The organism is Kitasatospora albolonga, from assembly GCF_039535905.1.
Lineage (GTDB): Bacteria > Actinomycetota > Actinomycetes > Streptomycetales > Streptomycetaceae > Kitasatospora > Kitasatospora albolonga.
On sequence record NZ_BAAAYB010000021.1, the window covers coordinates 68,220 to 86,052 of the forward strand.

At 72.4% G+C, this 17,833-nt stretch carries 14 protein-coding genes and 1 pseudogene; all 15 read right to left on the reverse strand.

What is annotated here, in order from left to right:
• Positions 1-49: 49 nt before the first annotated feature.
• The 15 genes and pseudogenes from ABD946_RS05930 to ABD946_RS06000 all read right to left on the reverse strand — a co-directional run bounded on the left by ABD946_RS05930 (position 50) and on the right by ABD946_RS06000 (position 17,470).
• Complete coding sequence (locus tag ABD946_RS05930) at positions 50-1,444, reverse strand: aspartate aminotransferase family protein (RefSeq protein WP_345280784.1); 1,395 nt, start codon at positions 1,442-1,444, stop codon at positions 50-52.
• Positions 1,434-3,383 carry a 1-deoxy-D-xylulose-5-phosphate synthase gene (gene dxs / locus ABD946_RS05935; RefSeq protein ID WP_345280786.1) on the reverse strand — a complete coding sequence of 650 codons (1,950 nt, stop codon included), beginning with the start codon at positions 3,381-3,383 and terminating at the stop codon, positions 1,434-1,436. The genes ABD946_RS05930 and dxs overlap by 11 nt, the downstream gene beginning before the upstream one ends.
• A gap of 127 nt (positions 3,384-3,510) precedes the next feature.
• Positions 3,511-4,527 carry an adenosyl-hopene transferase HpnH gene (gene hpnH / locus ABD946_RS05940; protein WP_345280788.1) on the reverse strand — a complete coding sequence of 339 codons (1,017 nt, stop codon included), beginning with the start codon at positions 4,525-4,527 and terminating at the stop codon, positions 3,511-3,513.
• 2 nt (positions 4,528-4,529) lie between these two features.
• The gene (locus tag ABD946_RS05945; protein WP_345280790.1) at positions 4,530-5,228 is read right to left on the reverse strand and encodes a phosphorylase family protein; all 699 of its coding nucleotides are present in this window, start codon (positions 5,226-5,228) and stop codon (positions 4,530-4,532) included.
• Positions 5,229-5,426: 198 nt separating this feature from the next.
• Positions 5,427-7,502: a squalene--hopene cyclase gene (shc, locus tag ABD946_RS05950; RefSeq protein ID WP_345280792.1), complete on the reverse strand. Its 2,076-nt coding sequence runs from the start codon at positions 7,500-7,502 to the stop codon at positions 5,427-5,429.
• Between the two features lie 7 nt (positions 7,503-7,509).
• A complete protein-coding gene (locus ABD946_RS05955) occupies positions 7,510-8,595 on the reverse strand; it encodes a polyprenyl synthetase family protein (protein ID WP_380150113.1) in 1,086 nt (361 codons plus the stop codon).
• A gap of 86 nt (positions 8,596-8,681) precedes the next feature.
• A pseudogene (gene hpnE, locus ABD946_RS05960) lies at positions 8,682-10,074 on the reverse strand (hydroxysqualene dehydroxylase HpnE).
• Positions 10,075-10,168: 94 nt separating this feature from the next.
• On the reverse strand, positions 10,169-11,026 hold the full coding sequence (gene hpnD / locus ABD946_RS05965) for a presqualene diphosphate synthase HpnD (protein ID WP_345280825.1): 858 nt from the start codon (positions 11,024-11,026) through the stop codon (positions 10,169-10,171).
• 41 nt (positions 11,027-11,067) lie between these two features.
• Positions 11,068-11,982: a squalene synthase HpnC gene (gene hpnC / locus ABD946_RS05970; RefSeq protein WP_345280793.1), complete on the reverse strand. Its 915-nt coding sequence runs from the start codon at positions 11,980-11,982 to the stop codon at positions 11,068-11,070.
• Positions 11,983-12,114: 132 nt separating this feature from the next.
• On the reverse strand, positions 12,115-12,885 hold the full coding sequence (locus tag ABD946_RS05975) for an ABC transporter ATP-binding protein (RefSeq protein ID WP_345280827.1): 771 nt from the start codon (positions 12,883-12,885) through the stop codon (positions 12,115-12,117).
• A gap of 31 nt (positions 12,886-12,916) precedes the next feature.
• Entirely contained in the window at positions 12,917-13,834 is a 918-nt protein-coding gene (locus ABD946_RS05980) for an ABC transporter permease (protein ID WP_380150111.1), read from the reverse strand.
• A gap of 130 nt (positions 13,835-13,964) precedes the next feature.
• Complete coding sequence (locus ABD946_RS05985) at positions 13,965-14,864, reverse strand: glycosyltransferase family 2 protein (protein ID WP_345280796.1); 900 nt, start codon at positions 14,862-14,864, stop codon at positions 13,965-13,967.
• Positions 14,861-15,553 carry a CDP-alcohol phosphatidyltransferase family protein gene (locus ABD946_RS05990; RefSeq protein WP_380150116.1) on the reverse strand — a complete coding sequence of 231 codons (693 nt, stop codon included), beginning with the start codon at positions 15,551-15,553 and terminating at the stop codon, positions 14,861-14,863. The genes ABD946_RS05985 and ABD946_RS05990 overlap by 4 nt, the downstream gene beginning before the upstream one ends.
• Positions 15,554-15,668: 115 nt before the next feature.
• Entirely contained in the window at positions 15,669-16,727 is a 1,059-nt protein-coding gene (locus ABD946_RS05995) for an iron-containing alcohol dehydrogenase family protein (RefSeq protein WP_345280797.1), read from the reverse strand.
• Positions 16,715-17,470: a phosphocholine cytidylyltransferase family protein gene (locus ABD946_RS06000; protein ID WP_345280798.1), complete on the reverse strand. Its 756-nt coding sequence runs from the start codon at positions 17,468-17,470 to the stop codon at positions 16,715-16,717. Before ABD946_RS06000 ends, ABD946_RS05995 begins: the two co-directional genes overlap by 13 nt.
• Positions 17,471-17,833: the final 363 nt, after the last annotated feature.

Below are 17,833 nucleotides of genomic sequence, written 5' to 3' on the forward strand. Positions count from 1 at the left end.
GTCCCGGTCCTGCAACAGAAGCGCCCGCACCACCATCACTCAGCAGGACCTACCGTCCTCCGCTCCCCACCGCCTGCTTGACCAGCGTCCGCCCGAAGTCCCACATCAGGCCGCTCCCCCGGTGGGCGTCGTCCATCAGCTCCTCGAAGGCGGTCACGAACCGGTCCACCTCCCGCTCCGTGATGATCAGCGGCGGGATCAGCTTGATGACCTCCAGGTGGTCGCCCGACACCTGGGTGAGGATGCGGTGACGCTGCAGCAGCGGGACCACCACCATCTGGGCGAAGAGACCCTTCCGCGCCGCCTGGAGCGCGGTCCAACCCGTGCGCAGCTTCAGCGACTTGGGCCGGCCGAACTCGATGCCGATCATCAGCCCCTGCCCCCGCACCTCCGCCAGCAGCTCGTACTTGTCCACCAGCGCCGACAGCCTCGTCCGGAACAGCTCGCCGACCTTCGCCGCGTTCGCCACCACGCCCTCCTCCCGCATCACGTGCAGGGTGGCGAGGCCGGCCGCCATCGCCTGGGCGTTGGAGCCGAAGCTGGCCGAGTGCACCAGCACCCGGTCCATCGAGGAGTACACCTTCTCGAAGATCCAGCCCTTCCCCAGGGTCGCCCCCACCGGGACGTAGCCGCCCGACAGGGCCTTGGCCGCGCAGACCAGGTCCGGCCGCACGCCCGGCTCGGCCTGGTAGGCGAAGAAGGTGCCCGTCCGCCCGATCCCCGTCTGCACCTCGTCGCAGATGAGCAGGGCCTTGTGCTCGTGCAGCAGTTGCTGGGCGGCGAGCAGCCAGCCCGGCGGCGGGGCGAGCACGCCCTTGCCCTGGATCGGTTCGACGATCAGGGCGGCGACGTCGCCCTTGCGGAGCTCCTTCTTCAGGGCTCCGAGGTCGCCGAGCGGGATGGCGGTGTCGGGGAGCAGCGGGTCGAAGCCCTTGCGGAAGCCGTTCTCGCCGTTGACGGACAGCGAGCCCGTCGTCAGGCCGTGGAAGGCGTGGTCGCAGTAGAGCACCCGCCGTTTGCCGGTAGCGTAGCGGGCGAACTTCAGCGCCGTCTCGACCGCCTCGGTGCCGCTGTTGCCGAAGAAGACCCGGTCCAACTCCGGCGTGAAGGAGAGGAGTTGCTCGGCCAGCAGGCCCTGGAGCGGGGAGCAGTCGAAGCGGACCAGGTCGGGGAGTCCGAGGTCCATCACGTCCTGCACGGCGGCCCGGACCACCGGGTGGTGGCGGCCGAGGGCGAAGATGCCGAAGCCGGCCAGCATGTCGAGGTAGTCGTTGCCCTCCGCGTCGTAGAAGTAGGCCCCCTCCGCGCGCTCGTAGAACTTGTCGAAGCCGATGGTGTGCAGCATCCGGGCCAGCTGCGGGTTGAGGTACTTGGCCTGCAACTCGTAGCGTTCGGAGCCTCGTTCGGCGAGCAGCGCGGAGAGGTCGAGACGGTCAGCCGGCATGGTGCTGGTTCGCTCCTTGGTCGGGTTCGCGGTTCGGGTTCTCCCCGCGTGCGGGGTTCTGGGGGCGCAGGAGTTGCTTGGCGAAGACGGCCGCCTGGGCGGCGACGCCCGTCCCGGTCAGGCCGATCTCCTCGAGGATCTCTCCCCGCCCGGCGTGCGTCAGGAACTCCTGGGGGATGCCGAGGTCGCGCAGCGGCACGTCCACGCCGGCGTCCCGCATCGCCTGGGCGATGGCCGAACCGACGCCGCCCGCCCGGCCGTTGTCCTCCACGGTGACCACCAGGCGGTGCTCGGCGGCCAGCAGGGGCAGCACCGGGTCGACCGGCTTGACCCAGCGCGGGTCCACCACTGTGCAGCTGAAGCCCTCGGCGAGCAGCAGCGCGGCCGCGTCCAGGCAGGCGGGGGCCATCGCCCCGACCGCGACCAGCAGGATCTCCGGTGCGGGGCCGGTGCGTTGCAGCACGTCGACGCCGCCGAGCCGCTCGATCGCGGGGACCTCGGGGCCGAGGTCGCCCTTGGGGAAGCGGACCACGGTGGGGGCGTCCGCGACGTCCACCGCCTCCCGCAGCTGGACGCGCAGCTGCTCGGCGTCGCGCGGCGCGGCCAGCCGAAGCCCGGGGACGACCTGGAGGATGGACATGTCCCACATGCCGTTGTGCGAGGCGCCGTCGTTGCCGGTGACCCCCGCCCGGTCGAGCACGAAGGTGACGCCGAGGCGGTGCAGGGCGACGTCCATCAGGACCTGGTCGAAGGCCCGGTTGAGGAAGGTCGCGTAGACGGCCACCACGGGATGCAGGCCGCCGGTGGCGAGGCCGGCCGCGCTGGCCACCGCGTGCTGTTCGGCGATGCCGACGTCGTAGGTGCGTTCGGGGTGGGCGGCGGCGAACGGGGCCAGGCCGACGGGCTGGAGCATGGCGGCGGTGATCGCCACCACGTCGGGGCGCTCGGCGCCGAGGGCGGCGAGTTCGCTGCCGAAGACGGAGGTCCAGGAGGTCCCGGAGGAGGGCGAGACGGGCAGGCAGGTGTACGGGTCCATGGCGCCCACCGCGTGGAAGCGGTCGGCCTCGTCCTGCTCGGCGGGGCGGTAGCCGCGGCCCTTGACGGTCAGGCAGTGCACGATCACCGGGCCGTCGAAGCCGCGGGCCTGACGGAGCGCCTGCTCCACCGAGAGCAGGTCGTGGCCGTCGATCGGGCCGAGGTACTTCAGGCCCAGGTCCTCGAACATGCCCTGCGGGGTGAAGGCGTCCTTGAAGCCCTTCTTGGCCCCGTGCAGCGCGTCGAAGACGGGCTTGCCGACCAGCGGGGTGCGCTGCAGCGCGCCCTTGCCGAGGGCCAGGAAGCGCTCGTACCCCTGGGCGGTGCGCAGGGCGGCCAGGTGGTGGGCCAGGCCGCCGATGGTCTTCGCGTAGGAGCGCTCGTTGTCGTTGACCACGATGACCAGCGGGCGGTCGGCCTCGGCGATGTTGTTGAGCGCCTCCCAGGCCATCCCGCCGGTGAGCGCCCCGTCGCCGATCACCGCCACGGTGTGCCGGCCGGGGGTGCCGAGCAGCTGGTGCGCCTTGGCCAGGCCGTCGGCGTAGCCGAGGGCGGTGGAGGCGTGCGAGTTCTCGATCAGGTCGTGCTCGGACTCGGCGCGGGACGGGTAGCCGGAGAGGCCGCCCTGCATCCGCAGCCGGGCGAAGTCCTGACGGCCCGTGAGCAGCTTGTGGACGTAGGCCTGGTGGCCGGTGTCCCAGAGGATGCGGTCGTACGGCGAGTCGAAGACCCGGTGCAGCGCGATGGTCAGCTCCACCACACCGAGGTTGGGCCCCAGGTGTCCGCCGGTCTTGGTGACGGCGGAGACCAGGAACTCGCGGATCTCGTCCGCGAGCCGGGCGAGCTCCGGCGGGGAGAGGCGGCGGAGGTCGGCGGGGCCCTGGACGGTGGACAGGACTGACATGGCTTCACCTCGTGGCTCGGTACTGGGCGATGACGGTCCGTGCTGGTGACGGTCTGTGTCCAGCCTGCGGCCATCGCTGCCGGTGCGCCTGTCGGGAGCCCGCCGCAGCGGGCTCCCGAGGGTGGTGTCAGTGCGCGCCGAGGGTCTCGCGGGCAGCCCGCAGGGACTCCTTGAGGGAGCCCATGGTGGCCAGTACGGCGGTCGGTTCGTACCCGCAGTGCGCCATGCAGTTGTCGCAGCGCGGGTCCTTGCCGCGGCCGTACTTGTCCCAGTCGGTCTTCTCGATCAGCTCACGGTAGGTGGGGACGTAGCCGTCGGCCATCAGGTAGCAGGGGCGCTGCCAGCCGAACAGCGAGTAGTTCGGGATGCCCCAGGCGGTGCACTCGAAGTCGATCTTCCCCTCGAGGAAGTCCAGGAAGAGCGGGCTGTGGTTGAGCCGCCAGCGCCGGCGGTTGCCGCCCGCGAAGGTCTTCCGGAACAGCTCCCTGGTCTGCTCCACGCCCAGGAAGTGGTCCTGGTCGGGCGCCTTCTCGTAGGCGTAGGCCGGGGAGATCATCATCTCGTCGACGTGCAGCTCGTCGTTGAGGTAGTCCAGCACCTCGATGATGGTCTGCGGGGTGTCGGTGTTGAAGAAGGTCGAGTTGGTGGTCACCCGGAAGCCGCGCCGCTTGGCCTCCTTGATCGCCTCCACCGCCTCGTCGAAGGTGCCCTCCTTGGCCACCGAGGCGTCGTGCCGCTCGCGCAGGCCGTCGATGTGCACGGTGAAGGTGAAGTACGGCGAGGGGGTGAACTTGTCCAGCTTCTTGCGCAGCAGCAGCGCGTTGGTGCAGAGGAAGACGTACTTGCGCCGCCCCACCAACTGCCGGACGATCTCGTCGATCTGCGGGTGCATCAGCGGCTCGCCGCCCGCGATGGAGACCATCGGGGCCCCCGACTCCAGCACCGCGCCGACCGCCTGGGCGACCGGCATCCGCTGCTTCAGCACCCCCGCCGGGTGCTGGATCTTCCCGCAGCCCTCGCAGGCCAGGTTGCAGGCGTAGAGCGGCTCCAGTTCGACGATGAGCGGGAACTTCTTGTTCCGCTTGAGCTTCTGCTGGAGCAGGTACGTGCTGACGCGCACGGACTGGCGCAGCGGCATTGCCATGGCTAGCTCGCCTCCTGAGGGAGCGTCGATGACTGTGGTGCACGGTTCTTCAGCTCGTCGCGGGCCACCGACCGCCGCCAGGCCGCGAGGGCCGGAACGGTGGCGCGCAGGGTCCGCCAGGCGCGCAGCCCGGCGGGCAGGGTGCCGGGCCGCAGCAGCTCCCGGCTGGGGGTGTCGACCACCACCCGGAGCACCGCCGCCGGCAGCCCGGAGCCGGCCTCGGCCCGGGCGGCCAGCACGGCGGCGGCCTCCATGTCGACGGCGCGGGCGCCGGTGGCGTGCAGGTCGCTGCGCTCGGCGCCGCGGACCACGTGGTCGGCGGTGTGGTGCGGGCCGATGTGGACGGTCAGGCCGCGGGCCCGCAGTTCGGCGGCCAGGGCGGGGGCGGAGTCGAGTGACCAGGCGTCACCCTCGGCGTCCCGCACCGAGTCCGCGACGATCACGTCCCCGGGCAGGACGCCCGGCCCGAGGGCGGCGCCGAAGCCGGCCACCGCGAGCGCCCCGTAGCCCGGGCGGGTGAGCAGCCCGCCGACCGCCCTCCGTGCCCGGGCCCGGCCCATACCGGTGCGGAGCAGCACGGCCGGGGTCCCGCTCCAGTCGCCGCCGCGCAGCGCCCAGACCTCGGGGCCCAGCGCGCAGACGACCAGCAGCGGACCGTCCGGGGCGGCTCCCTCGGGCGGAAGCGGTGCGACGTGCCTCATCGGTGACCTCCCGTCAGCGGACTGCCGTGCGGGTACCGGCCGGGGCCGGAGGCCGGGGAGAGCGGCCCGGTACCCGCCGCGCGCAGCGCACACTCCGTCATGCTCCGCCTCCCGTCAGCGGACTGCCATGCAGGTACCAGCCGGGGCCGGGAACCGGGGAGAGCGGCCCGGTACCCGCCGCGCGCAGCGCACACTCCGTCATGCTCCGCCTCCCGTCAGCGGACTGCCGTGCAGGTACCGTCCGAGGGCCGTCACGGGGAAGACCAGGCGGTACAGGTGGTAGTTGATCGAGAAGTCCCAGGGGAAGCCCGTCCCGGTGAACTGCGGCTCGTCCCAGCTGCCGCTGGGCAGTTGGGTGCGGCAGAGCCACTGGACGCCCCGCTCGACCACCTCGCTGCGCGCCCCGTCCGGCCCCTCGCCCGCCGCCAGCAGGGCCATCAGCGCCCAGGCGGTCTGCGAGGCGGTGGAGTCGCCGCGCCCGGACCAGCGGACCGGGTCCTCGTAGGAGCGCATGTCCTCGCCCCAGCCGCCGTCCGGGTTCTGACGGTCCGCCAGCCAGTCGACCGCGCGGCGGACGGCGGGGTGCGAGCCGGGGATCCCGGCGGCCACCAGGGCGGGCAGGACGGAGCCGGTGCCGTAGATGTAGTTGGTGCCCCAGCGGCCGAACCAGGAGCCGTCCGGCTCCTGGTTCTTGAGCAGCCAGTCGATGCCGCGCCTGGTCCGCCGGTCCCCGGCCAGGCCGGTCTCGGCGAGCATCTCGACCACGTGCGCGGTGACGTCCGCCGAGGGCGGGTCGACCACCTCGCCGAAGTCGCAGAACGGCAGTTTGTTGGGGAGGGTGCTGGTGTTGTCGACGTCGAAGGCGCCCCAGGCGCCGTTGCGCGACTGCATGCCGAGGTTCCACTCGACGCCCCGCCGCACCGCACCGTCGATCCGCGCCCGGTCCGGGTGGGCGACCCGCTTGAGGGCGAGCACCACCTCGGCGGTGTCGTCGATGTCGGGGTAGTTGTCGTTCTCGAACTCGAAGGCCCAGCCGCCGGGCGCCAGCCGCGGGCGCTGGACGGACCAGTCGCCGGGGCGGCGGATCTCCTCGGCGAGCATCCAGTCGGCGGCCGAGACCAGCGCGGGGTGGTCGGCGGGCAGGCCCGCGTCCCGCAGCGCGATGGTGGCCAGGCAGGTGTCCCAGACCGGGGACTGGCAGGCCTCCAGCCAGCGGCGGCCGTCCTCGGTGTGCACGGTGAAGCGGTCGAAGGCGGCCAGCCCGGCCCGCATGACGGGGTGTTCGAGGTCGTAGCCGAGCAGGTGGAGGGCGATCAGGGAGTACACGGCGGGCGGCTGGATGCCGCCCCAGCAGCCGTCCGCCTCCTGGCGTTCGACGATCCAGCGGCCGGCCTGGGCCAGGGCGGCCCGGCGCAGCGGGCGCAGGGCGCGCTTGTGGTACGCGTGCAGGACCAGGTCGAGGCGCTCGAAGACGCCGTCCCAGCCGGTGGGCGGGGCCAGCGGGCGCAGCGGGTACGGGTCGGCCGGGTCGGTGTGCAGTTCGGTGAGGTCGAACGGGGCGGGGCGGACCGGGCGGTGGGCCGAGACCACGGTGAGCGGGACGATGGTCTGCCGGGCCCAGCAGCCGAAGGCGTAGATGTTCAGCGGCAGCCAGCGGGGCAGGAAGATGATCTCCGGCGGCATCTCGGGCAGGCGCTCCCACGGCCACCAGCCGAACAGCGCGAGCCAGATCCGGGTGAACACCCGGCTGGCCGCGATGCCGCCGCGCTCCCGCACGTACCGGGCTGCGGCGGCCATGTGCGGTGCGCCGGGGTCGTCGCCGGCGAGCTTGAGCGCGACGTAGGCCTCGACGGTGGTGGACAGTTCGGGCGGGCCGCCGTAGAAGGTGGACCAGGTGCCGTCCTCGCGCTGCTGGGAGCGGATCCAGGCCGCGGTGGCCGCGGTCTGCTCCGGCTCGCGGATGCCGAGGAACTGACGCAGTAACAGGTCCTCGGCGTCCATGGTGACGTTGGTCTCCAGATCGCCCTTCCACCAGCCGTCCGGGCTCTGGCGTGACAACAGCTCGGCGGTGGCCCGGGCCAGGGCCTGGGCCGGATCGAGCGGACCGCTCCGCTCCGGCCCCTCGGCCTGCCGCCTCCCGGCCCCCGGTGCGGGGGCCGTCGCGACCGTCGTCTGACGGCCGGTCAACCGGTCCGTGACCGGCGGGCGTTCGCCCACCGCGGCCGGCTCGGGATCGTACTCAGGGTCGAGCCGGCCGTCCGCGGTTGCTGTCACGTCAACGTCACCTCTCTCGTACCACCACGAATTCGGCGAGTGCGACGAAGCGCTGGCGCACCTCGTCGGTCATGGGCACCTCGTCCAGTGCGGCGAGGGCGGTCCGGTGCTGCCGGCGGGCCTCCTGCTGGGTCCACGCCCGGCCGCCGGCCTGCTCGATCAGCGCGGCGCGGGCGGCGAGCTGGTCCTCGCCCTCCTCGCCGCGGCCGCTCGGGTCGGCCAGCTCGGCGGCCAGCCGGCGGGAGGCGGCGCCGCCCTCGGCGAGCGCGGCGGCCACCGGGAGGGACTTCTTGCGCTGGCGCAGGTCCCCCCAGTGCGGCTTGCCGGTGACTTCGGTGGCGCCCCAGATGCCGAGCAGGTCGTCCACCGCCTGGAAGGCCAGGCCGACGTGCATGCCGTAGCGCTGGAGGGCGTCCGAGACCCGGTCGTCGGCCCCGGCCAGCACCGCGCCGATGGCGGAGGCGGCGGCCAGCAGGGCACCGGTCTTGCCCGCCTCCATGTCGAGGCACTCCTCGACGGTGACCACGTCGCGGTGCTCGAAGGAGAGGTCCTTGGCCTGCCCGTCGATCAGCTGCCGGGTGGTGGTGGTGATCAGCCGGACCGCACGGGCCGCGTCGGCGGCGGAGGCGATGCCGGTGACCGCGGCGTCGAGCAGGACCTCGGTGCCCAGGGCGGCCAGGCCGTCGCCGACCAGGATCGCCTGGGCCGGGCCGAAGACCGTCCAGGCCGTGGCCCGGTGCCGGCGCGTCTCGTCACCGTCCATCAAGTCATCATGGAGGAGCGAGAAGTTGTGCACCAGTTCGACGGAGACGCCACCGGGCACGCCGACCTGCGCCGGAGCGCCGACGGCCTCCGCCGAGAGCAGGGCGAGCGCCGGGCGCACCGCCTTGCCGCCGTCCCCCGCGACGGGCGTGCCGTCCCGGTCGATCCAGCCGAAGTGGTACGCCGCCACGGTGTCCATCGGTGCGGCCAGCCGGGCGACGGCGGCGCGCAGCGGCGGGGTGCAGAGGGCGCGGCCCCGGGCCAGCAGTTCCGGCACCGGGAGTGCGGCCGGCGCGTCCTGGACCGAACCGGTCCCGCTGCGAGGCTCCACGTACGTTCCCTCTCCCTGTCCTGCGAACGGTGCGAACGGCACGCGAGGCCGCTCTGGTGCGGTGTCAGTTCTACCCGGCCCCAGACTCATCGAGGCCACCTTCCGTCACTCCGGTCCACCGGACGGCGCCTTCCGGCCAGGGCCGCGTCGGCGGCCGCGTGACCGCTGCGGACGGCCCCCTCCATGGTCGCGGGCCAACCGGTGGCGGTCCACGAACCGGCCAGCAGCAGGCCGGGCACCCGGGTGACCGGGCCGGGGCGCAGGGCCGCGGTGCCGGGGGCGGGCGCGAAGGTCGCGGTCCGCTCCCGGGTGACGAAGAAGTCCAGGACCTCCGCGCCCCGGGCGGCCGGCAGCAGCCGCTCCAGCTCGGGCAGGTAACGCTCCCTCAGCTCGGCCACCGGGAGGTCGATCTCGTCCTGCACGGCCGACTGCGACAGGGCCAGGTACTGCGCGCCGGGCACGTCCAGCCCGGAGTGCGCGGTGCGGTCGAAGACCCACTGCACCGGCGAGCCGAGGGCGGCGAAGAACGGCTGCTTCAGCAGCCTGCGGTCGTAGACCACGTGCACGTTGAGGATCGGCGCGTGGCCGAGCGCGGCCAGGCGCTCGGGGTGCTCCAGCGCGCCGTCCGGGAGCAGTGCGGCGGCCGACTCCTGGGCGCCGGCCAGCACCACGGTGTCGGCGGTGAGCAGCTCGCCGCCCTCCAGCCGGACGCAGTGCTGCTCGGCGGTCTTCACCTCGGCCACCCGGGCGCGCAGCCGCACCGAGACCCCGGCCCGCTCCAACTCGGCCAGCGCCAGGTCGTGGTGGACGTCGCCGAGCGGCACCTTGGCCATGCCGATGTCGGAGGCGCCCGGGTCGGAGAGCAGGCCGGTCTTGAAGACCATCGCGGCCAGCGCCAGCGAGGTCTGCTCGGCGGTGGCGTTCAGGGTGGCCACGCCGACCAGGTCCCAGAGCGCGGCCGTGGTGGCCGGGGTCTGGCCGTGGGGCGCGCAGCCACTCGGCGAAGGAGATCCGGTCCAGGCCCGGATCGTCCAGGTCCAGCCCCTTGAGGGCCAGCGCGGCCCGCACCACCCGCAGCCGGTCGGCGGCGGTCAGGTGCGGGTACGAGGCCAGGCTGCCGGCCAGGTGCAGCGGGACGGGCAGGCCCGCCCGGCGCAGCCGGCCCAGGGTGCGGCGCCCGTCCGGCGAGACCGACAGGACCGGGACGTCCAGCCGGGGCTGGACGTCCACCAGTCGGCCCGCACCCAGCCGGTCGATCAGGCCGCGGTAGGCGGTGCAGCAGCGGAGGAAGACGTGCTGGCCGTTGTCGACGGTCAGCTCGCCGCGGCGGAAGGAGAAGGCGAGGCCGCCGAGGCGGGGCCTGGCCTCCACCAGGGTGACCCGCCGGCCGGCCTCGGCCAGCCGCAGCGCGGCGGTGATGCCCGCCAGACCGCCGCCGACCACCACGGCGGTGAGCTCCCGGTCGTGCCCTGCCGTCATCTCGCGCCTCCCCTTCGGTGGTCGTGGCCGGCCCGTGCCCGACCGCCGTGCGGCGACCGGGTGCTGACACAGCGTGACATAAACGCGGAGAGAATCAAGAACGCCCTCCGGCGAGCCCGGAGAGTGCCACGTACGCCTTCTCCCAGCCCGGCAGCGAGACCCGGCCGCGCAGGACCGACTCGGGTTCGGCGGCGATCCGGCCGAGCAGCCGGTGGTAGATCCCGGCCATCGCGGCGGTGCAGGCCCGGCTGCGCCGGTCCAGCATCGGCAGCAGCCGCAGGCCGTCGGCGAAGGCCTGCTGGGCCCGTTCGGCCTCGAAGGCGACCAGGCCGGTGAAGTCGGCTCCGACCGGCGGCCGGTCGAAGTCGAAACCCTGTTCGCAGCCGAATCGCACCAGGTCCTCGGTGGGCAGGTAGGTGCGGCCGTTGGCGGCGTCCTCGCGCAGGTCGCGCAGGATGTTGGTGAGCTGCAGGGCCAGGCCCAGGGTGTCGGCGTACTCGGCGCCGAGCTTGGGCTGCTCGCAGCCGTACACGCCGAGCGAGAGCCGGCCGATGGACCCGGCCACGCAGCGGCAGTAGACCTTGAGCTCCTCGAAGGTCTTGTACTCGGCGCCCCGGAGGTCCATCTCGACGCCGTCGATCAGCTCGTCGAAGCCGCCCAGGTCGATCGGGAAGCGGCGGGCGGTGTCGGCCAGCGCGACCTTGATCGGGTCGGTGTCCTCGTCACTCACCGTGCCGAGCCGGACCTCCTCCAGCAGGAGCCGGGTCTGCCGCAGCTGATCGGCCTTCTGCTCCGGCGGGAGCTCGCCGTCGCCGATGTCGTCCACCCGGCGGGCCAGCGCGTAGAGCGCCGACATGCCGAGCCGCTTGGGCTCGGGCAGCAGCCGGATGCCGTAGCTGAAGTTCCGGGCCTGGAGGGCGGTGACCGCCTCGCAGTACCGGTAGGCCGCCATGACGGGGGCCGGGGCCAGTGGTGATGCCGCCACGCGGGCGTTCACCTTCCCTTCGCGAAGATTGCCGCCGCCTTGACCGCGAGGCGGCGCTTGTCCGGCTTCGCCTGCACCGCGAGCACGTCGTACCCGGCGGCCTCGATCGCCGACAGGGCCGCGTACCCGCCGGCGGTGAATCCCGCCAACAGCAGTCGGAGCCTCCCGTGCACCGTACCCACCAGCGGCGCTCCGTGGTCGAGCAGGGTCCGGGTGCGCTCCACCTGATGGGCGACCAGCTCGCGCACCCGGGCGTTCGCGGTGGGCGCGGCGAGGTCCCGCTCGGTGACGCCGAAGCGCTCCATGTCCTGCTGCGGGAGGTAGATCCGGCCGCGGCCCAGGTCCTCGGCCACGTCCTGAAGGTGCTCGGCCAGCTGGAGACCGGTGCAGATCGCGTCCGAGTGGGCGATCCGCTCCGGGGTGGCCTTGCCGGCCAGCGCCAGCACCAGGCGGCCGACCGGATCGGCCGAAAGGGTGCAGTAGCCGATCAGGTCCTGCTGGGTGGCGTACCGGAAGGTGGTCTGGTCCACCCGGTTGGCCTCGATCAGACGGCGGAACGGCTCCGGGGTCACCGGGTGACGGTCGATCAGCGGGACCAGGCCCCGCATCAGCGGGTGCCGGGGCGGCTCGGCGCGGCTGTCCAGGGCCGCCCCGAAGGCCCGGTCCAGGTCCCGCTCCAGCCCGTCCAGCAGCGCGAGCCGGAAGCCCTCGTCGGCCGGGCCCCCCTCGACCCCGAGCAGCGCGGCCACATTCTCCGGCTCGGCCAGGTCGCCGTCACCGGCGTCGTCCACCAGCCGGGCGAAGCCGTACACCGCCATCAGGTCCGCCCGCCAGGCGGCCGGCAGGAAGCCGGGCGCGACCGGGAAGTTCTCCGCCCCCGCCTTGCCGAGGGTCTCGCCGTCGGTCCTACTGTCCGATTGCATTGAAGCCACTTCCGTCACTCCCCCGTTCTACACCGCCGACGCCCGGCGGCCCACCCGGACACGGCGGAGGGGCCGGCGCCGACTGCTCGGCACCGGCCCCTCCGCCTGAAGGAACCACCAGCCCCCGTGGGCTCAGTGCTCCTTCTCGTACTCCTTCATGACGTCGTCGGTCGAGCCGTCCATGACCAGCTCGCCCTTCTCGATCCAGATCGTGCGCTCGCAGGTGTCGCGGATCGAGTTGTTGTTGTGGCTGACCAGGAAGACGGTGCCCGCCTCCTTGCGCAGCTCGCGGATCCGGTCCTCGGAGCGGCGCTGGAACTTCTGGTCACCGGTGGCCAGGGCCTCGTCGATCAGCAGCACGTCGTGGGTCTTGGCCGCCGCGATGGAGAAGCGCAGGCGGGCCGCCATGCCGGAGGAGTAGGCGCGCATCGGCAGCGAGATGAAGTCGCCCTTCTCGTTGATCCCCGAGAAGTCCACGATGTCCTGGTAGCGGCTCTTGACCTCGGCCATCGACATGCCCATCGCCAGGCAGCCGAGCACGATGTTCCGATCCCCCGTCAGATCGTCCATCAGTGCCGCGTTGACGCCCAGCAGCGAGGGCTGGCCGTTGGTGTAGATGGCGCCCTTCTCGGTCGGCAGCAGACCGGCGATGGCCGACAGCATGGTCGACTTGCCGGAGCCGTTGGAGCCGATCAGGCCGACCGCCTCGCCCTTGTAGGCGGTGAAGCTGATGCCCCGGACGGCGTGCACCTCGCGGATCGCGGGCGAGCGCTTGCGCGAGATGATCCGGCTGAGCGCGGAGGTCGCGCTGCCGCGGCCCGAGCCGGCGCCGTGCACCCGGTAGACGATGTGCACGTCGTCCACCACCACGGTGGGGATCCGGGCGTCCTGGGTCTTGCTCATGACGGCCCCTCGGGTCTCGTCGGTCACGGTGTCAGCCACGGCCGTACTGCTCCTCTGCCTTCCAGAAGTACACGAAGCCGACCAGGCCGGCGACGAGCGCCCAGCCACCCGCGATGGCCCAGACGTGCGGCGGCAGCGCCTCCTTGTTGTACGTGTTCGGGATGAACGCGTAGCGGATCAGGTCCATGTAGACCGAGGCCGGGTTCAGCCGGAACAGCGCCTGCCAGATGGTCGGCCACTTCTCGACCGCGCCCTGCACCGAGTACATGACGCCGGAGGTGTACATCCAGGTGCGCAGCAGGAACGGCATCAGCTGGGCCATGTCGCTGGTCTTGGCGCCGATCCGGGCGAAGATCAGGGCGAGGCCGGTGTTGAAGACGCACTGCAGGGCCAGCGCCGGGATCAGCAGCAGCCAGGTCATCGCCGGCGGCTGCCAGAACAGCACGATGCCGACGAGCACGATCATCGAGATCAGCAGCTGCTGGAGCTGGATCACGGTGAAGGCGATCGGCAGGCTGGCGCGGGGGAAGTGCAGCGCGCGGATCAGCCCGAGGTTGTCGGAGATCGCCCGGGTGCCGGAGAGCACCGCGCTCTGGCTGAACTGGAAGACGAAGACGCCGATGCAGAGCCAGGGGATGTAGGGGTCGATCGACTCCCCGGACTTCATCATGACGCCGAAGACCAGGTAGAACACCGCGCAGTTCAGCAGCGGGGTGAGGACCTGCCAGACCTGGCCGAGCTTGGCCGTGGTGTACTGCGCCACCAGCCGCGCGGTGGCGAACGCCATGATGAACTGGCGCCGCGACCACAGCTCGCGCACGTACCTCAACAGGCCGGGCCGCTTGCCGCTCACGGTCAGGCCGTACTTGGCCACGAGCTGCTTCGGGGTCAGACCCGCGTCAACGCCGCTGGGTGCGGAGAAGTTGACCGGGTCACTCACTGTCGACACATTCGTCCTTCACGGGATCGGAAGACCGGGCCGCCGACGGGGGAACGGCGGCGGTTCCGGTCTGACCCACCGGGATCAACGGGGGGAAGTACCGGTCCGACGACGGGGGTCGCCGGAAGATTTTCTGCGATCAGATGATCGGCGGTCGGCCCAGACGGGTCAATCGCCACACCGTACGCCAACGCATCGGACGACGCGGACCGCACTGTTCGCGCCAGCCGGCCCGGAACCCGCCCAGCCAGGCCTTGAGCGCGTCCCCGGAGGGACGGCGGGCCACCGTGAGCAGGAACCAGACTCCCAGATAGAGAGGCACGAGAGGGGCCGGAAGGTTCCGTCGTGCGAGCCACACCCTGTTCCGGGCCACGTTGTGGAAGTACGCGGCGTGCCGGGCCGGGGAGGTGGTCGGGTGGAAGAGCACCACGTCGGCGCGGTAGTCGATGGACCAGCCGGCGTCCAGCGCCCGCCACGCGAGGTCGGTCTCCTCGTGGGCGTAGAAGAACTCCGCGGGCAGCTGCCCGGCCTGCGGGAAGACCGCGCTGCGGACGGCGCTGGCGCCGCCGAGGAAGGTGGTCACCCGGGAGGAGTGCATCGGGTCGCTGGCCCGCAGCCGGGGCACGTGGCGGCGCTGGGTCTCGCCGGTGTCCGGGTCGGCGATCCGGAAGGAGACGATCCCCAGGCCCGGGTCGGAGCTGAAGGCCTCGCGCAGGATCCGGGCGGAGTCGGTGCGGGGCAGCAGGCCGTCGTCGTCCAGGAAGAGGACGGCGTCCACGTCCCGGCCGTCCGGGCCGAACAGCTCGATGCCGACGTTGCGCCCGCCGGGGATGCCGAGGTTCTCGGGCAGCTCGACCGAGCGGACGCCCGCGGGCAGCTCGGGCAGCGGGGCGCCGTTGCCGACCACGGCCAGCTCGACCTCCGGGCCCTCCTGGGCGCGGACGGACTCGATCAGGGCGTTGAGCTCGGCGGGGCGGTTGCCCATGGTGATGATGACGGCGCCGAGCTTGAAGCCCTGACTGCTCTTGGGGTCGCTCATCGCAGCCTGCTCGACAGGACGATGGAGAGCAGGTGCAGGACGGTCTGGAGCATCGCGATCGCGGCCAGCACGACCACCGCGAGGCGGGTGAAGTAGAGGTCGCCGGCCACCGCGTCGGCGATCCCGGCCGCCAGGATGAGCAGCGAGGCCTCGACCGCGCCGACCAGCCGGTGGAACTTCAGGAAGGCGGCGGCCTTGCGGGCCTTGGCCACCCCGGCCGAACGCGGCACCGAGGCGCTGTCCTCGACGGCGGTCATCCCGCTGCGGGCCCGGGCCACGTCCACCAGGTCGGTCTCCGACTTGATCAGGATGGCGCCGAGCGCGGCCAGCGTGCCGAGGAAGGCCCACTCCCAGTGCGAGGCGCTGCCCTGACGGTGGAACAGGTCGGTGGCCCGCAGGCCGAGACCGGTGAGCAGCGCGGCCTCGGACATGTAGTGGCCGACCCGGTCCAGGTAGACGCCGGTCAGCGAGGTCTGCCGGCGCCAGCGGGCCACCTCGCCGTCCACGCAGTCCAGCAGCAGGTAGACCTGGATCAGCAGGGCTCCCAGGACGGCGCCGGCGATGCCGGGCACCACCAGGGCGGCACCGGCCAGGATGCCGGTCACCATCATCAGGTAGGTCAGGCCGTTGGGCGTGATCGCCGTGACGGTGGAGAGCACGCGGGTGATCCTCAGCGAGATCTTCCGCATGTAGAGGCGCCCGGCCCAGTGCTCGGCGCTCCTGCGCTGGAGCATGCCCTCGGGGTGGATCACCGCGCGCAGCTCCTCGATCGAGGGGCGGCGGGTCAGGTCGACCGGGGGGCGATCAGCTGTTGACGGCTTGGACATAGTCGGCGTACGAGTCCCTGATGTCTGAGGGCGAGAGGTCGAGGTGTTCCAGAATGGTGAAGCGTCCCGGACGGGTGTTCGGAGCGTAGTGCACCGCCTCGGTGAACTCCGCCTCGGTGAAGCCGATCTGATCTGCCGTCACCGGCAGGCCGTGGAACCGGAACCGGTCCACCATCAGAGCCGACAGTTCGCGCTCGCCCCGCAGGAAGGTGGCGAAGGCCGCGCCGAGGCCGACCTGTTCGCCGTGCTGGGCGGAGCGCTTGGGGTAGAGCACGTCCAGGGCGTGCGAGATCTCGTGGCAGGCGCCCGAGGAGGGCCGGGTGCTGCCCGCGATGCTCATCGCGATGCCGGACAGTACCAGGGCTTCCGCGAGCGTCGTGAGGAGGTCCCCGTCCGTCAGCTTCCCGGGGTGCCGCAGCAGGGTCTCGCCGGCCGTCCGGGCCATCGCGACGGCCAGTCCGTCGACCGGTTCACCGGTGTGGACGTGCGAGAGCTCCCAGTCCGCGCAGGCGGAGATGTTGGAGACGGCGTCGCCGATCCCGGCCGCCACGAAGCGCGGCGGGGCCTGCCGGACGACGTCCAGGTCGACCACGATGCCGATCGGCCCGGGCACCCCGTAGGAGCCCCGGCCGGCGTCGTTGTCGAGGGTGGAGACGGGCGAGCAGAGGCCGTCGTGGGCCAGGTTGGTGGCCACCGCGACCAGCGGCAGGCCGACCCGGGCGGCGGCGTACTTGGCGGCGTCGATGATCTTGCCGCCGCCGAGGCCCACCATCGCGTCGTAGTGCCCGCGGACCTGGTCGGCGAGCCGCACCGCGGCGTCCAGCGAGCCGTCCTCCACCTCGTACCAGTCGGCACCGGGCAGGGCGGGCTCCAGGCGCTCGCGCAGGCGGGCCCCGGAGCCCGTGCTGACCGCGACCGCGATCCGGCCCGAGGCGGAGAGCCGCTGGTCCGCGAGGATGCCGCCGAGCGAGTCCAGGGCGCCCGGGCGGATCTCCATGAAGACCGGCGAGGGCACCAGCCTGGTCAGTACCGGCACGCGATCTCCCGCGCCTTCGCCAGGTCGTCGTGGTTGTCGACCTCCACCCAGGAGACCTCGCCGATCGGCTGCACGTCGATGCGCAGGCCGCGGTCGACCATCTCCTGGTAGCCGTCCTCGTAGTACAGCTGCGGGTCGCGCTCGAAGGTGGCCTGCAGGGCGGAGGCCAGGTCGGCCGCGGCCGAGGGGTCGATCACGGTGACGCCGATGTACTCGCCGGTGGCCTCGGAGGGCTCCATCAGCTTGGTGATCCGGCGCATTCCGGAGGCCGGGTCGACGACGACCTTCATCTCCTCGTCGGCCAGCTTCTTCACGGTGTCCAGCGCCAGCAGGATGCCCGGGGTCTCGCCGGCGGCGATCCGGCCGCGGTAGCCGTCCAACATGGTGTGCTGCACCGAGACGGGGTGCACGGTGTCGCCGTTGGCCAGCAGGAGGCCCTCGGCGAAGAGGTCACGGGCGCACCAGAGGGAGTAGGCGTTGTTCCACTCCTCCGCCTTGTCGTTCTCGACCAGGGTGAGCTTGACGCCGTACGTGCGCTCCAGCTCCGCCTTGCGGTCGTACACCGCCTCCTTGCGGTACCCCACCACGACGGCGGCCTCGGTCAGGCCCACCTCGGCGAAGTTCCCGAGGGTGAGGTCCAGCACGGTCCGCTCGCCGTCCACCGGAACCAGCGCCTTGGGCAGGGTGTCGGTGTACGGGCGCAACCGGCGACCGGCGCCGGCGGCCAGAACGAGGCCGATCATGCGGTGTCTCCTGACTCGTGGTGTTGCGTGGTGTCGCGGTGGTGGTGCGTGGTGCCGCATCGTGCCGCGTGGTGCCGCCCGGTGGTCCGCGGCGGGGTCGGCGGCTCCCGCTGTGATCGTAGGCGACGGTCACGACCGGCCCGAACGCGGCCGGTACCGCACGGCCCTCCCCCGTGCCACCCGGGCACGGTGAGGCTACCGGAACGGGCGTACACCCCCGAAACCACACGGGTCAGGAGAACCGGGCAGATGATCGGAAAGGATCAGGGGGCTGCCCGGGCCGATCAGGAATCGAACGGGTTGCCTGATCATCCGGCCCTTCCACGCCTCCGTGTGCGTCGCGCCCATTCGGGTACCCACCCA

Excerpts from the sequence above, each read along its gene's own strand:
- ABD946_RS05930 (WP_345280784.1), bottom strand. The coding sequence starts at position 1,444 with ATGCCGGCTGACCGTCTCGACCTCTCCGCGCTGCTCGCCGAACGAGGC.
- dxs (WP_345280786.1), bottom strand. The coding sequence starts at position 3,383 with ATGTCAGTCCTGTCCACCGTCCAGGGCCCCGCCGACCTCCGCCGCCTC.
- hpnH (WP_345280788.1), bottom strand. The coding sequence starts at position 4,527 with ATGGCAATGCCGCTGCGCCAGTCCGTGCGCGTCAGCACGTACCTGCTC.
- ABD946_RS05945 (WP_345280790.1), bottom strand. The coding sequence starts at position 5,228 with ATGAGGCACGTCGCACCGCTTCCGCCCGAGGGAGCCGCCCCGGACGGT.
- hpnD (WP_345280825.1), bottom strand. The coding sequence starts at position 11,026 with ATGGCGGCCTACCGGTACTGCGAGGCGGTCACCGCCCTCCAGGCCCGG.
- hpnC (WP_345280793.1), bottom strand. The coding sequence starts at position 11,982 with ATGCAATCGGACAGTAGGACCGACGGCGAGACCCTCGGCAAGGCGGGG.
- ABD946_RS05975 (WP_345280827.1), bottom strand. The coding sequence starts at position 12,885 with ATGAGCAAGACCCAGGACGCCCGGATCCCCACCGTGGTGGTGGACGAC.
- ABD946_RS05985 (WP_345280796.1), bottom strand. The coding sequence starts at position 14,864 with ATGAGCGACCCCAAGAGCAGTCAGGGCTTCAAGCTCGGCGCCGTCATC.
- ABD946_RS05990 (WP_380150116.1), bottom strand. The coding sequence starts at position 15,553 with ATGCGGAAGATCTCGCTGAGGATCACCCGCGTGCTCTCCACCGTCACG.
- ABD946_RS06000 (WP_345280798.1), bottom strand. The coding sequence starts at position 17,470 with ATGATCGGCCTCGTTCTGGCCGCCGGCGCCGGTCGCCGGTTGCGCCCG.